We start from the raw sequence: 13,070 nt of genomic DNA on the forward strand, positions 1-13,070 counted from the left end.
TTATTCAGGTGCATGTGTACTGGTAATGCTAAACTGCTCCGTGCTTCCCGGGTAAGTTATGTTGCAATCATTCATTTTTAAACTGCCATGCGCTGCAGGTGAAATATACAGGGCATGGCTTTCTTTTGTGGCAATGCCATAACCGTTTATCTGTACATTGTTGAATAGTGTGTTGGATAGTTTACCTGCCTTATCCACCTCGTTTTTAGCGATTATATTTACTGCGTTGGACAGGCTGTTTTGAATAACCAGGTTGCGCAGTTGAATGCCAGCGATGTCACGCTTGTCAAGGCATATTTCCACGGCAGCACGCCAGTCCCATTCATGATCAAAGCCGCCGCTGTTGGTGATGCTGCAATTTTCTATGATCGTTGTGCCGCTGAAGTTATTGTTGGTGCTGTTGTTTTTGGTGGCAGTAGGGAAGGTGGTGCTGATTAAAATAGCTGATCCCGCAGTGATATCAGTGAAGGAGCAGTTTTTTACTGCATTGTTTTCTCCGCCATACACGGCTGCGCCATTGGCAAGAAAAGGCAGCTGGCCGGTGCAATGTGTGATAAGGTTATAACCGGGCTTGTACTGCTGTTTGGCAAACACAGCCGGCCAAATGGCAAAACAGTCGTCGCCGGTATTGCGCGCGGTGCAATTGTTTATTACAGAATGGCGCATACCCACACAGAAGTTAATACCATCGGCAATGGTGTTGCGCAGGCGGCAATCGTCAATTTGCAGGCTGTCTGAATTTTCTATCCACATGCCCACCTTGGTATGTTCAATCCACAGGCGTTGTATGGTTGAGTGGGTGCCGAATGAACCAACAATGCCATCATTCGGCTCGCGGTCGCTCCGGTAGTTGAGTTTGCCTGTGATAGCGAAGTCTGCAAGGTGAATATTGCTGCCGTTTCCTTTTAGCCGCACGCGTTTAGCTGCATCGGTATATAAACTGTCGTTACCGGTTAAGGTGGAATACCATATGCCTGCGCCCTGAATGGTAAGGCCTGCGGGTATAAGAAGGTCACCTGTAATAATAAATGTGCCGGCAGGCAGCCATACGCTTTTGCCTGTTTGCTGCGCGCTGTCAATACATTTTCTGAATGCACCGGTATAGTCGCCCTTTATGCCGGGTTGTAAAAAGGCCGGGTTTGTAATGGATAAGGAGTTGGCAGGTGCTTTTAAAGCCGGTGGAATATTTTCCAGGTCTGCCAGGTCAATGATGCAGGTTGGGCTTTCCCCGGGTTGTGCGTTCAATTGAATGCGTGTTACATCGCCCTTGGCAAGGGAGATGTTTGTAATGCGTACATCATCATAAAAGTTGCGCGGTTTGCCTGCAGCCGGGTCATTGGTAAAAGGATATTTGCCGTATAGCCGGCATAGTGCCGATGAAACCGGTATGTTTTGGATGCGCTGGCCATTGCGGTAAATTCCCAGGGTAGCGGTAAGTCCTTTGCCGCTTTCATCATCCGGCAGGCTGTACCTGATTACAAGGCTGTTGGCTTTTGCCCTGGCAGTAAATTCAACGTACTGGCCTTTGCCCAGCTGCACGCATTGCTGATTGGAGGATGCTGTTTCTACCTGGTATGGGTTATATCCGGGCCCCAGTATTTTACCCGTATGGCGCATCTGCTCTGCTTCATAGGTGATCCAGGGAACGGTTGCACCGGGTTTTTCGCGGGCGAAACATGCAAAAGGGATAAGTACTAACAGGGGCAGCAGTTGTTTCAGCGTCATGATGGCAATGTTTGGCTGTAATGGATAACACAAGATAACTTCTATAGCTATCTTTTGCGAACCTTTAACAATTCGCCGGTCAGCATTCAGCCACCACTACGTATCTACTAACAAAAGCAAGTAATCTCTTTTCTCATAAAGCAGTTAGTTTTGGTTGAGCCCGGTTGTTCACAACAGGGCTTCTTTTTTTAAAAGACTTTCTGCAATGCCTGCTGTGGTTTTGTTTTTGCGGACTTTATTTTTCTTTTTGGTCTTACCGGTTAACTATAAAATAAAAGGGCCCATTGTTGAAACAACGGGCCGTCTTCGATTGCTTGCCATATGAAAAAAGATATTCCCTTCGGAAATGTCTTAAAGTATCGTTTGTTGGTGCCGGAATTAATATTAAAAATAAATCAATATTTGTTTTAATTCCTTGTTAAGAACAAAATAAAGGATTTTTAAGAACAAAACAATAATATATTTTAAATATATATATGATTATTCCTGTCCGGTTTTCCCTTTATTCGCCTATTTGATTCGTCCGGGATATACTTCCAGCGCTTTTTCCAGGCAATCCATTGCCTTGTGTATGGCTTCTGTATTTAAAACATAAGCCAGGCGCACTTCCTGCCTGCCCGAACCCGGTGTTCCATAAAACCCGGTGGCAGGAGCCAGCATCACGGTTTGTTTATTGTACTCAAAGCTTTCCAGCAGCCACTGGCAAAATTTATCTGAATCGTCGATGGGTAATTGGGCCATTGCATAAAATGCACCGCCCGGGTTGGGACAAAATACGCCGGGTATAGCATTCAGTCTGGATACCAGGGCATTTCTCCGCTCCAGGTACATGGCCTTGGTTTCGTCAAAATAGTCATCCGGCAGGTCTACTGCAGCTTCGCCGGCTATTTGGGCCAATCCGGGCGGACTTAACCTGGCCTGTGCAAACTTCATGGTAGCGTCCAGCAGTTGCTGGTTGCGGGTTACAAAGGCACCAATGCGCGCGCCGCAGGCGCTGTAGCGCTTACTAATGGTATCCATCAGTACCACATTGTCTTCCACACCGGTAAGCTGCATGGCGCTGAAATGTTCGCCCTGGTAGCAGAATTCACGGTAAGCTTCGTCAGAAAACAGGTAAAGATTGTGTTTTTGGATAATGCTTTTCAGCGTTTCCATTTCCTCGCGGCTATACAGGTAACCGGTTGGGTTATTGGGATTGCAGATGACAATGCCTTTGGTGCGCGGGGTAATGGCTTGTTCAAAAGCGGAGATGGGGGGCAGTGCAAAACCGTTTTCAATATGCGAAACAATGGGTACCACCTTTACACCGGCTTCAACGGCGAATCCATTGTAGTTGGCGTAAAAAGGCTCAGGAATAATCACTTCATCACCCGGGTCAAGGCAAGCCATAAAGCCAAACAAAATAGCTTCAGAGCCGCCCGTGGTAACCAGTATCTGTGTGTGGTTAACGTTGATGCCTACCTTGCTATAGTATTCAACCAGCTTTTTGCGGTAGCTTTCGTTGCCGGCACTATGACTGTATTCCAGCACTTTAAACTCGGCGTGGCGCACTGCGTCAAGCACTGCTTTGGGCGTTTCAATATCGGGCTGACCAATGTTTAAATGATATACGGTGACCCCTTTTTTCTTGGCTGCTTCTGCATACGGAACCAGCTTGCGTATGGGCGAGGCCGGCATTTGCTGACCACGCTGACTGATGGTTAACTGTGACATGGCGCAAACCTACAGCAAATTGTTGTATGGTTGAATGTATGCAGCCATAAAGCAATTGAGCCATTCAGCCATAGTATAAAAAAAATGGCCGCCCGGTGGGCGGCCATTTTTTTTATACTAGCTATTTTATTTACCTGTTTTAGCAGTAGTTACCACTTCGCCATCGATGGTTAAAACAATGGGTTCGGGGGTATTGGCCACTTTTACATTTACGTGTTTGGTAAACGCGCCCATAGCTGCGGCATTGTAGGTAACCTTGATAACGCCTGTTTTACCTTTCATAATAGGTGTTTTAGGGTAATCAGGTGTGGTACAGCCGCACTCTGCGGTAGCAGTTTCAATAATGGCAGGTTTGTCGCCATTATTGGTAAACTTAAACTCAGTGGTCACTGGTGTGCCCTGTTTGATTTTGCCGAAAGAATATTTTGTAGAAGCAAACTCCAGCGGAGCTTTTGTTTGGGCAAATGCAGCGATGCTTACAAAAAGTGTGGCAATGAATAACAGTTTTTTCATATCTGGTGGTTATTTCGTTGTTGGCGTGGTGGCAGCCGGTTTAAAGGTTTCGCCGTGGAAAGTCAAAAATTTGGTTAAGCCACCTGCAAAATAAATGGTTACATTTTTGTTGAAATGGCCTTCGGTATAACCGTTAAAACCTACAGTTATTTTGAAAGTTTCACCTGGTGCATACGGACCAGCTTTCCATTTGGGGGTAGTGCAGCCACAGCCAGCCTGAACATTCTGTATTTTCACAGAATCTTTGCTGATGTTGGTGATGGTTACATCGTATTCTACGGGTTTGCCGTAAGGGATTTTACCCATTTCATGGTCAGCTTCCTGAAACTTAAGCACCTGTTCAATTGTTGCAGCAGGGGTAATTTGTGTTGGCTGGGCCGGGGTTGCGGCTGTTTGGGCCTTCACAGCGGTACCTGCTATCAGAATAGACGCGAAAAGAATGATTTTCTTCATGGATTTGTGGTTTGAGCGCTTAAAGTTATTAAGAAACTTCAGAATTTTGATCAGCGGACCGATTTTAACAAATATCAATTTATTCAAGTAATAAACACGCTATTCACAAAACTGTCATGTGTTTTTAAAATTGACCGCACTACCCTCTAAATCAATATTTTTGCTACATGGAAAATTCACCCACCACTATTCAGGTTAAAGACGATATGTTGTCTTACGAAGGTTTCCGCGCAATGGTACTGGCCGATTACCGGGTAGTACTGGAAAGCCGTGAAACAAGTTTGCTGGGCAGGCGCGAAGTGCTTACCGGCAAGGCGAAGTTTGGCATTTTTGGTGATGGGAAGGAAGTGGCGCAGGTGGCCATGGCCAAGTTTTTTCAGCCGGGCGACTGGCGCGCGGGTTACTACCGTGACCAGACCTTTATGTTTGCAACCCAACTGGCTACAGTGGAGCAGTTTTTTGCCCAGATGTATGCCGATCCGGATATTAATAACGAACCTTTCAGCAGGGGCAGGCAAATGAACGGGCACTTTGCTACCCGTATCACCGAACCCAATGGTGAGTGGGCACCCATTGCCAACCTGATGAACGTTTCAGCAGATATTTCTACCACAGCAGGCCAGATGCCACGCGCGCTCGGCCTTGCAGCAGCCTCCAAATCGTTCAGGCAGGTGCGTGAGCTGCAGGGAATGAAAAACCTGTCTGACAATGGGAATGAAATCTGTTTCTGCACCATCGGCGATGCATCTACATCTGAAGGGCATTTCTGGGAAGCGGTGAATGCTGCCGGTGTAATGCAGGTGCCGCTGGCTATATTTATATGGGATGATGGCTATGGCATATCTGTTCCCACCTCGCTGCAAACCACCAAAGGTTCTATCTCTGCTGCCTTAAAAGGCTTCCAGAAAAAAGAAGATACCAATGGCCTGGATATTTACCGCCTCAAGGGCTGGGACTATGCAGGCATGTGCGAGGTGTTTGAAACCGCTTTGCAGAAAATACGTGATACGCATGTTCCCGCTGTATTTCACATAGAAGAAATTACGCAACCGCAGGGGCATTCTACTTCCGGTAGTCATGAGCGGTACAAAAGCGCTGAAAGACTGGAATGGGAGAAAGAATGGGATTGCCTGCGCAAAATGCGCGAATGGGTGCTTGAAAACGGTATTGCCACAGAAGAAGAACTGGGTGAAATGGAAATGACCATTCGCCAACAGGTGCGCGAAAGCAAAAACAGGGCCTGGCAAAAATACCAGCAGCCTATTAAAGAACAGGCGCTGCAGGCTGCGGAAATGGTGAAAAGCATGGTGGTAAACGATATGGAAGTTTACCAGAAATTGCAGCACCTGGCCACAGATCTTGAAAACAACCGGGAACCTTTGCGCAGGGATATTTTCAGGGGATTGTCGCTGGCGCTGGAAACAGCACCGCATTCTCCTTCTGTACCCGAGGTGAAAGCATTCCGCAAAACACTGAAGCAGGTTAATAAAGCTTTATATAATTCAGACTTATACAACGAAGGCCCTAAAAGCGCATTGAAAGTGCCGGTGGTTGCGGCGCATATACCGGCCGATGCACAAATGCTCAACGGCTACGAAGTGCTGAACCGCTATTTTGATCAGCTGTTTACACACAACCCGAGGGTACTTGCTTTTGGTGAAGATGTTGGTAAAATAGGTGACGTGAACCAGGGTTTTGCAGGTTTGCAGGACAAACATGGCAGCAGCCGCATATTTGATACAGGCATCCGCGAACTGACCATAGTCGGTCAGGGTATAGGCCTGGCGCTGCGTGGTTTGCGCCCTATTACCGAAATTCAATACCTGGATTATGTATTGTATGGCCTGCAAACACTGAGCGATGACGTGGCTACACTGCATTACCGTACCGGTGGCCAGCAAAGCTGCCCGCTCATTATCCGCACACGCGGCCACAGGCTGGAAGGTATCTGGCACAGCGGTTCGCCTATGGGTATGCTTATTAATTCGCTGCGTGGCATGTATGTATGTGTGCCCCGCGATATGGTGCAGGCGATTGGTATGTACAATACACTGCTGCAAAGCAATGACCCTGCCATTATGGTAGAATGCCTGAATGGTTACCGTTTGAAAGAAAAATTACCGGCCAACCTGCTTGAATATACTGTTCCGCTGGGTATACCTGAAGTGGTGCGCGAAGGTGCAGACATTACAGTGGTGAGCTATGGCTCAACCCTGCGCATTGTGCTGGAAGCCGCTACACGCCTCGCCGCACTGGGCATACATTGCGAGGTAATAGATGTGCAGACCCTGCTGCCGTTTGACATTAACCACGACATACTGGTATCGCTGAAGAAAACCAGCCGTATTGTATTTGTTGATGAAGACGTGCCCGGCGGTGCTACTGCTTATATGTTTAATCATGTAATGGAACAGCAGGGCGGTTACCAGTGGCTCGATGTGGCGCCACGCACCATTACCGCACAGGCACACCGCCCGGCCTACGGCAGCGACGGCGATTATTTCAGCAAACCCAATGCAGAAGATATTATTGAAGTGATTATGGAGATGGTGACTGAATAATCGAGGGAATGGTTAGATGGCTGGGATTGTTTGATGGTTAAACATTTCGCTGACATATAAATTAAAAAGTCCCCGGTTGTAATTACAGCCGGGGACTTTTTTTATTAAGAAGCCAGATGATTATTTCTCATAACAATCAAGCCATCTGACCATATAACCATCTGCTACTAGCCCATATTATGAAACACCTTGCTCACATCTTCGTCCTGCTCGAGGCGTTCGATTAATTTGGAGATATCTTCTGCCTGTTCGTCGGTTACAGGAACGGTGGTAGAGGGGATCCATTCAAGCTCGGCGCTGATAGGGGTGATGCCTTTATCTTCCAGTGCTTTCTGCAGTTTGCCGAAATCGGTAAAGGCGCTGCGCAATACCAGTACGGGGTCGCCGTTTTCAGTGGTGCTTTCGCCCAGTTCTTCCAGGCCAAAATCAATCAGTTCCAGTTCAAGATCATCGATGTTTAAACCGGCAGGGTTTAATTTGAACACACCCATTTTTTTAAACTGGAAGCTAACGCTGCCGCTGTTGCCAAGGGCGCCGTTGCCTTTGTTGAAATGACTTTTTACGTTGGCTACCGTGCGAACATGGTTGTCGGTGGCTGTTTCTACGAGTATGGCCACGCCATGCGGACCATAACCTTCATATAATATCTCTTCGTAGTTATCCATTTCTTTACCCTGTGCACGCTTGATGGCCGCTTCTACACGGTCTTTCGGCATGTTTACGCTTTTGGCGTTCTGAAAACAGCGGCGCAGCGCAGGGTTGGTGGCCGGGTCGGGGCCGCCGGCTTTTACAGCAATCGCAATCTCTTTCCCTATACGGGTAAACTGTTTGGCCATCCTGTCCCAGCGGGCAAACATCGTGGCTTTACGAACTTCAAAAATCCTTCCCATGCTATGGTTATTTGATTAACTTTTTTCTTTCCGGCAAAATTAAACGAAGCAATTGATTTACGCAAAAGCCCTTTTCCTGTTGAAAAAGGGCTTTGCGCTGGCTTACGCCGTAAATGATTTATCTATACAGCAGCTATACTGTTTCTCTCTGTGCAGGCTGCGTGCTTTTCCCGGTGGTTTCCGGTACGCGCAGTTTACTGTGTTTTTTGCTGTAGGTAAAGTATACCACCAGGCCAATGGCCATCCATGCAAATGCCACTTTCAGGGTTTGGCTGTCCAGCGCCACAATCATACCACCGCAAATAACAATACCCAGTATTGGGACAATGGGTACCAGCGGGGCTTTGAACGGACGTTCCAGTTCAGGGCTTTTCTTGCGCAGAATCCATACACCGGCACTTACCAGCACAAATGCAAACAGGGTACCAAAAGAGGTAAGGTCACCTGCCACGCTGCCTGGTACAAATCCTGAGAACAGGCCAATAAATACGAACAGGATCATATTGGCTTTGTAAGGTGTTTTGAATTTGGGATGCAGGTCGCTGAATACTTTTGGAATAAGGCCATCATTGCTCATGGTATAAAACACGCGGCTCTGGCCCAGCAGCATTACCAATATTACAGAAGAGAAGCCTGCGAGGATGGCGATGTTAACCGCAGTACCCAGCCATGCATAATCTTTCATGTAGGTTTTGATAGCATAAGTTACAGAAGCCTCTTTACCGGCTGCCTGAAACTCCTGCCAGTTGGCAACACCAGTGAGTACGTGACCGAACAGGATGTATAAAATGGTACAAACCACCAGTGAGCCAAGAATACCGATGGGCATGTCTTTCTTGGGGTTTTTGGCTTCCTGTGCAGCAGTACTTACCGCATCAAAGCCAATAAACGCGAAGAATACGATAGCCGCACCACCTAGTATACCGCCTGCGCCATGTTTGAAGAAGCCTTCATGGCCGGGTGTTCCTTCAGGAATAAGGTAAGGGGTGTGGTTGGCGGGGTTAATGAATTTCCAGCCGAGGAATATAAACAGTAATACGATGCTTACTTTAATAAATACGATCACAGAGTTTACTTTGGCAGATTCTTCTGTGCCTTTAATCAACAGCAGGGTAAGCGCTAACAAAATAACCAATGCAGGCAGGTTCATAATGCCATGCGATACCTGTACCAGCGGGGTTAAAGCAGCAGGCAGTTTTGAAAATTGTTCAGATGTTAAGATCAATGAACCTTCTTTGGCAGTTTTTACAAAGTCGGCACCTGCAGTAGCAATCTGGTCAATATTGACTTGTCCTACTACCTTGTGCAAGGTTTCAAACGGCGAGTGGCACCATTGGTATGGAATGCTCCCCCCAAGCAGGTTATTTAAGTATTCGCTCCATGCAATAGAAACCGTGGCTGCACCCAGTGCATATTCCATAATCAACGCCCAGCCAATGATCCAGGCTACCAGTTCGCCCATGGTTACATAAGAGTAGGCATAGGCACTGCCTGCAATGGGAATCATAGAGGCAAATTCAGCATAACATAAACCGGCAAAAGCACAGCCTATTGCTGCAACAATAAAAGAAAGGGTAACACCGGGGCCGGCTGCTTCAGCAGATGCTGCTGCCGTTCTTACAAATAAACCTGCGCCAATAATGGCACCAATACCGAGTGCGACAAGGTTTCCTGCTCCAAGGGTACGTTTCAAACCCTTTTCACTATCGGCAGCCTGCGCCAATAACTGATTCAAAGGTTTCTTAACAAATAAGCTCATAAATAGCGTTGAATTTTTAGCAAAACGATTTGGAAAAATAAGGATTTATTCATTTACCGGATCAAAACTTTTATCAAACTGCAGCAATTGCATTAAAACTGAATAATAATTTACATTACCTAAATATGTTATATGACAAAGGGCTGTATTGCTTTTTGACCAGGTACACCATCATAATACGATCATTGACAAGCTGCTGTAATCGCCTGCCTGATCAATGAACTTGCGTTATAAGTATTATATTGCGCCAATTAATCAAAAGTGCTGCATGAAAAAACTGAATGGCCTTACCTTATATATTATTCTGGCAATGATAGTAGGTATGGCAATAGGCTATGTGGTGCATGAACATACTTCTCCTGCATATATAACGGGGTTTGCCAAAAATATACGGCTGCTGACTACCATTTTTTTGCGGTTGGTACAAATGATCATAGCGCCGCTGGTATTTACAACGCTGGTAGTAGGTATTGCGAAACTGGGCGATTTAAAATCTGTAGGCCGTGTAGGCGGCAAGGCCATGCTGTGGTTTGTGTCTGCCTCGCTGGTATCATTATTACTGGGCATGTTAATGGTAAATCTTACCCAGCCCGGTAAACTCATTAGCTTAAACACTGCCGACGCACACCTGGCCAGTGATATTGTTGCGGGTACGCATGGTTTTACACTGGAAGACTTTGTAAAACACGTGGTGCCGCAAAGTGTGGTACAGGCTATGGCCACCAACGAAATTTTACATATAGTTGTGTTCGCTGTATTTTTTGGTCTGGCCGCCGCTGCCATAGGCGAGGCAGCCAAACCATTGGTGCGTGCGCTGGATATAGCCGCGCATATTGTATTGAAAATGGTAGGCTATGTGATGTACTTTGCGCCGGTTGGCGTGCTGGGGGCTTTGGCAGCTGTGGTAGCTGAAAGAGGTTTTGAAGTATTTTCGTTTTACGGTGCCTACCTGTTGTATTTCATTATGGGTATTGCGCTGTTATGGGTAGTAATGTTGCTGGTGGGGGTACTGATATTGAAACAGCGTTTGCCCGATTTGCTGAAACGTATTGGCAGCCCGCTGCTGATTGCCTTTAGTACCACGAGCAGCGAAGCGGTGTTTCCAAGATTAACAGCACAACTGGAAAGTTTTGGATGCAATAATAAAATAGTATCCTTTATTTTACCGTTAGGTTATTCGTTCAATCTCGATGGCAGCATGATGTATATGACGTTTGCCAGCATTGCCATTGCACAGGCCTATCACATTCCGCTCGACCTTGGCACCCAGCTTACCATGCTGCTGGTGCTGATGCTTACCAGCAAAGGTATAGCCGGTGTGCCCCGTGCATCGCTGGTAGTGGTGGCCGCCACCTGCGGCATGTTTCATATTCCGCCGGAAGGCATTGCACTGATTTTGCCCATCGATCATTTTTGCGATATGTTCCGTACCACTACCAATGTGCTGGGCAATGCCCTGGCTACAAGCGTGGTGAGTAAATGGGAAAAGGCATTAACAAATCCAATAGATTAACACACTCAACATGGAAAAAGGTATTCTCCAGCAGTTTATTGAATGGATTATTCATAACGGCGGGTTATATGTACTGCTGCTCGTAATTTTTGCTGAAACCGGTTTGTTTCTTGGTTTCTTTTTGCCGGGCGACAGCCTGCTGTTTGCTGCCGGCCTGTATATCCAGGATTTTGCTGCAGAGTTTTTCGGCGTACACTACAGCATCATTATCCTGATGATTGTGATTGCTTCTGTGCTGGGCAACGCGGCAGGTTACTGGTTTGGTTATAAAGCAGGTCCGCTATTGTTTAAACGAAAGGATACCTTGCTGTTTAAAAAGAAACACCTGATTAAAGCGCAGGAGTTTTATGAGCAGTACGGCAAAGGCACTATTTTTCTCGCCAAGTTTTTGCCCATCATCCGCACGTTTGCTCCCATTATTGCGGGTATTGTAAAAATGAACAGGTCTACTTTTATTTTTTACAATATCATCGGCAGTATCTGCTGGGTAACTTCCATGATTCTCGGCGGGCATTTTTTACAGGCCTGGGTTCAGTCTAAATACAACTTCAGCCTGAAAGATCATATTGAAGCCATTACCATTATCATTATCCTGATTACCACATTACCTGTTATCATTAAAATCTTCTTCGGCAGGAAGAAAGATTCAACTCCAACCAATAGTTAATAACAGATATATTATATGACGAACGTTAAGAAACAGCTAGGAATTTTATCAATCCCGGTATTGGTAGCGGCATTGGGTTATTTTGTAGATATCTATGACTTGTTATTGTTTGGCATTATCCGCGTGCCCAGTTTGCACGAGCTTGGGTTAACCGACCTCGAGATCCGCAACCAGGGCGAAACCATTCTTACCTTCCAAATGACGGGCCTTTTGCTTGGCGGTATTTTCTGGGGTGTGCTGGGCGACAAGCGCGGCCGTTTAAGTGTGCTCTTCGGTTCTATATTATTATACTCCACCGCCAATATACTCAATGGCTTTGTACAGAATGTGCACCAGTATGCCTGGGTGCGTTTTGCTGCCGGACTTGGCCTGGCAGGCGAACTGGGTGCCGGTATTACACTGGTATCTGAATTAATACCCAAAGAAAAAAGGGGCGTGGCCACTTCATTGGTGGCGGGGCTGGGTTTAACCGGTGCCGTGGTAGCCTTTTTTATTAAACAGAACTTTCACTGGCGTACCTGTTATTTTATTGGTGGCGGCCTAGGTGTGCTGCTGTTGCTACTGCGCATTTCCGTTTTTGAATCGGGCATGTTTCATGAAGTGAAAAAGCTGGATGTGCAGCGCGGTAACTTTTTCATGCTGTTTAAAAAAGGCGAACGCTTTAAACGTTACCTGCTGAGCATTCTCATTGGTTTGCCCACCTGGTTTGTGATTGGCGTACTGGTTACCTTTTCAAAAGAGTTTGGCAAGGAAATGCATATTGCCGAACCTATTGACGCGGGCAAGTCAATTATGTTTGCCTACGCGGGTATCTCTATCGGCGATATATTAATCGGTTTTGTAAGCCAGTGGTTCAAAAGCCGTAAAAAAGCCTTGTATGTGTTTTATGCCATCACGGCGCTGTTTATGATACTGTATTTTACCGTACAGTATAACGGCTCTGCCATGAACATGTACATTATTGCAGCCGGTCTTGGCTTTGGCACCGGTTTCTGGGCCATATTCGTAACCATGGGGGCCGAGCAGTTTGGCACCAACCTGCGCGCTACCGCTGCCACTACAGTGCCCAATATGGTGCGTGGCATGCTGCCGCTGGTGTTAATGTTGTTCCAGTTTTTGCGCAATACAACAGGTGACTATATTACCGGTGCATGGATTACCGGTGTTATTGTAATGAGCATCGGCGTTGTAGCCACCATTTTAATACAGGAAACCTACGGCAGGGATCTGAATTTTATAGAAGAATAGCTGTGCAGCACGCATTGCAGCGTAAAAT

10 protein-coding genes are annotated in these 13,070 nt (G+C 46.5%); 4 read left to right on the forward strand and 6 right to left on the reverse strand.

The window, feature by feature from the left end:
- The 4 genes from DXN05_RS22040 to DXN05_RS22055 form a co-directional block, all read right to left on the reverse strand.
- A complete protein-coding gene (locus tag DXN05_RS22040; RefSeq protein WP_116849459.1) occupies positions 1–1,725 on the reverse strand; it encodes a glycosyl hydrolase family 28-related protein in 1,725 nt (574 codons plus the stop codon).
- 510 nt (positions 1,726–2,235) lie between these two features.
- The gene (locus DXN05_RS22045) at positions 2,236–3,438 is read right to left on the reverse strand and encodes a pyridoxal phosphate-dependent aminotransferase (RefSeq protein ID WP_116849460.1); all 1,203 of its coding nucleotides are present in this window, start codon (positions 3,436–3,438) and stop codon (positions 2,236–2,238) included.
- A gap of 126 nt (positions 3,439–3,564) precedes the next feature.
- The gene (locus DXN05_RS22050; protein ID WP_116849461.1) at positions 3,565–3,951 is read right to left on the reverse strand and encodes a DUF1573 domain-containing protein; all 387 of its coding nucleotides are present in this window, start codon (positions 3,949–3,951) and stop codon (positions 3,565–3,567) included.
- Between the two features lie 9 nt (positions 3,952–3,960).
- Entirely contained in the window at positions 3,961–4,404 is a 444-nt protein-coding gene (locus DXN05_RS22055) for a DUF1573 domain-containing protein (RefSeq protein ID WP_147314036.1), read from the reverse strand.
- Positions 4,405–4,571: 167 nt separating this feature from the next.
- Here DXN05_RS22055 and DXN05_RS22060 point away from each other — a divergent pair, with 167 nt between their 5' ends.
- A complete protein-coding gene (locus tag DXN05_RS22060) occupies positions 4,572–6,965 on the forward strand; it encodes an alpha-ketoacid dehydrogenase subunit alpha/beta (protein WP_116849463.1) in 2,394 nt (797 codons plus the stop codon).
- 167 nt (positions 6,966–7,132) lie between these two features.
- Here the strand turns inward: DXN05_RS22060 and DXN05_RS22065 are convergent, their stop codons facing one another.
- Together DXN05_RS22065 and DXN05_RS22070 are read right to left on the reverse strand one after the other, a co-directional pair.
- Entirely contained in the window at positions 7,133–7,855 is a 723-nt protein-coding gene (locus DXN05_RS22065; RefSeq protein WP_116849464.1) for a YebC/PmpR family DNA-binding transcriptional regulator, read from the reverse strand.
- Between the two features lie 133 nt (positions 7,856–7,988).
- Positions 7,989–9,614 (reverse strand): amino acid permease, encoded by a 1,626-nt coding sequence (locus DXN05_RS22070; protein WP_116849465.1) that lies wholly within the window; start codon positions 9,612–9,614, stop codon positions 7,989–7,991.
- A 268-nt stretch (positions 9,615–9,882) separates the two neighbouring features.
- Here DXN05_RS22070 and DXN05_RS22075 point away from each other — a divergent pair, with 268 nt between their 5' ends.
- Genes DXN05_RS22075 through DXN05_RS22085 form a run of 3 tightly spaced genes read left to right on the forward strand, consistent with a single transcriptional unit; the run spans position 9,883 to position 13,042 of the window.
- Positions 9,883–11,127, forward strand: coding sequence for a dicarboxylate/amino acid:cation symporter (locus DXN05_RS22075; protein WP_116849466.1), 1,245 nt, complete (start codon positions 9,883–9,885; stop codon positions 11,125–11,127).
- Between the two features lie 10 nt (positions 11,128–11,137).
- Positions 11,138–11,794 carry a DedA family protein gene (locus tag DXN05_RS22080; protein ID WP_116849467.1) on the forward strand — a complete coding sequence of 219 codons (657 nt, stop codon included), beginning with the start codon at positions 11,138–11,140 and terminating at the stop codon, positions 11,792–11,794.
- 15 nt (positions 11,795–11,809) lie between these two features.
- Positions 11,810–13,042, forward strand: coding sequence for an MFS transporter (locus DXN05_RS22085; RefSeq protein WP_116849468.1), 1,233 nt, complete (start codon positions 11,810–11,812; stop codon positions 13,040–13,042).
- The last annotated feature ends 28 nt before the right edge of the window (positions 13,043–13,070 follow it).

It is taken from the genome of Deminuibacter soli (assembly GCF_003412455.1).
Taxonomy (GTDB): domain Bacteria; phylum Bacteroidota; class Bacteroidia; order Chitinophagales; family Chitinophagaceae; genus Deminuibacter; species Deminuibacter soli.

What these genes read in the sequence shown, in the direction of transcription:
- DXN05_RS22060 (WP_116849463.1), top strand. Translation starts at nt 4,572, where the DNA reads ATGGAAAATTCACCCACCACTATTCAGGTTAAAGACGATATGTTGTCT.
- DXN05_RS22040 (WP_116849459.1), bottom strand. Translation starts at nt 1,725, where the DNA reads ATGACGCTGAAACAACTGCTGCCCCTGTTAGTACTTATCCCTTTTGCA.
- DXN05_RS22080 (WP_116849467.1), top strand. Translation starts at nt 11,138, where the DNA reads ATGGAAAAAGGTATTCTCCAGCAGTTTATTGAATGGATTATTCATAAC.
- DXN05_RS22085 (WP_116849468.1), top strand. Translation starts at nt 11,810, where the DNA reads ATGACGAACGTTAAGAAACAGCTAGGAATTTTATCAATCCCGGTATTG.
- DXN05_RS22070 (WP_116849465.1), bottom strand. Translation starts at nt 9,614, where the DNA reads ATGAGCTTATTTGTTAAGAAACCTTTGAATCAGTTATTGGCGCAGGCT.
- DXN05_RS22045 (WP_116849460.1), bottom strand. Translation starts at nt 3,438, where the DNA reads ATGTCACAGTTAACCATCAGTCAGCGTGGTCAGCAAATGCCGGCCTCG.
- DXN05_RS22055 (WP_147314036.1), bottom strand. Translation starts at nt 4,404, where the DNA reads ATGAAGAAAATCATTCTTTTCGCGTCTATTCTGATAGCAGGTACCGCT.
- DXN05_RS22075 (WP_116849466.1), top strand. Translation starts at nt 9,883, where the DNA reads ATGAAAAAACTGAATGGCCTTACCTTATATATTATTCTGGCAATGATA.
- DXN05_RS22065 (WP_116849464.1), bottom strand. Translation starts at nt 7,855, where the DNA reads ATGGGAAGGATTTTTGAAGTTCGTAAAGCCACGATGTTTGCCCGCTGG.
- DXN05_RS22050 (WP_116849461.1), bottom strand. Translation starts at nt 3,951, where the DNA reads ATGAAAAAACTGTTATTCATTGCCACACTTTTTGTAAGCATCGCTGCA.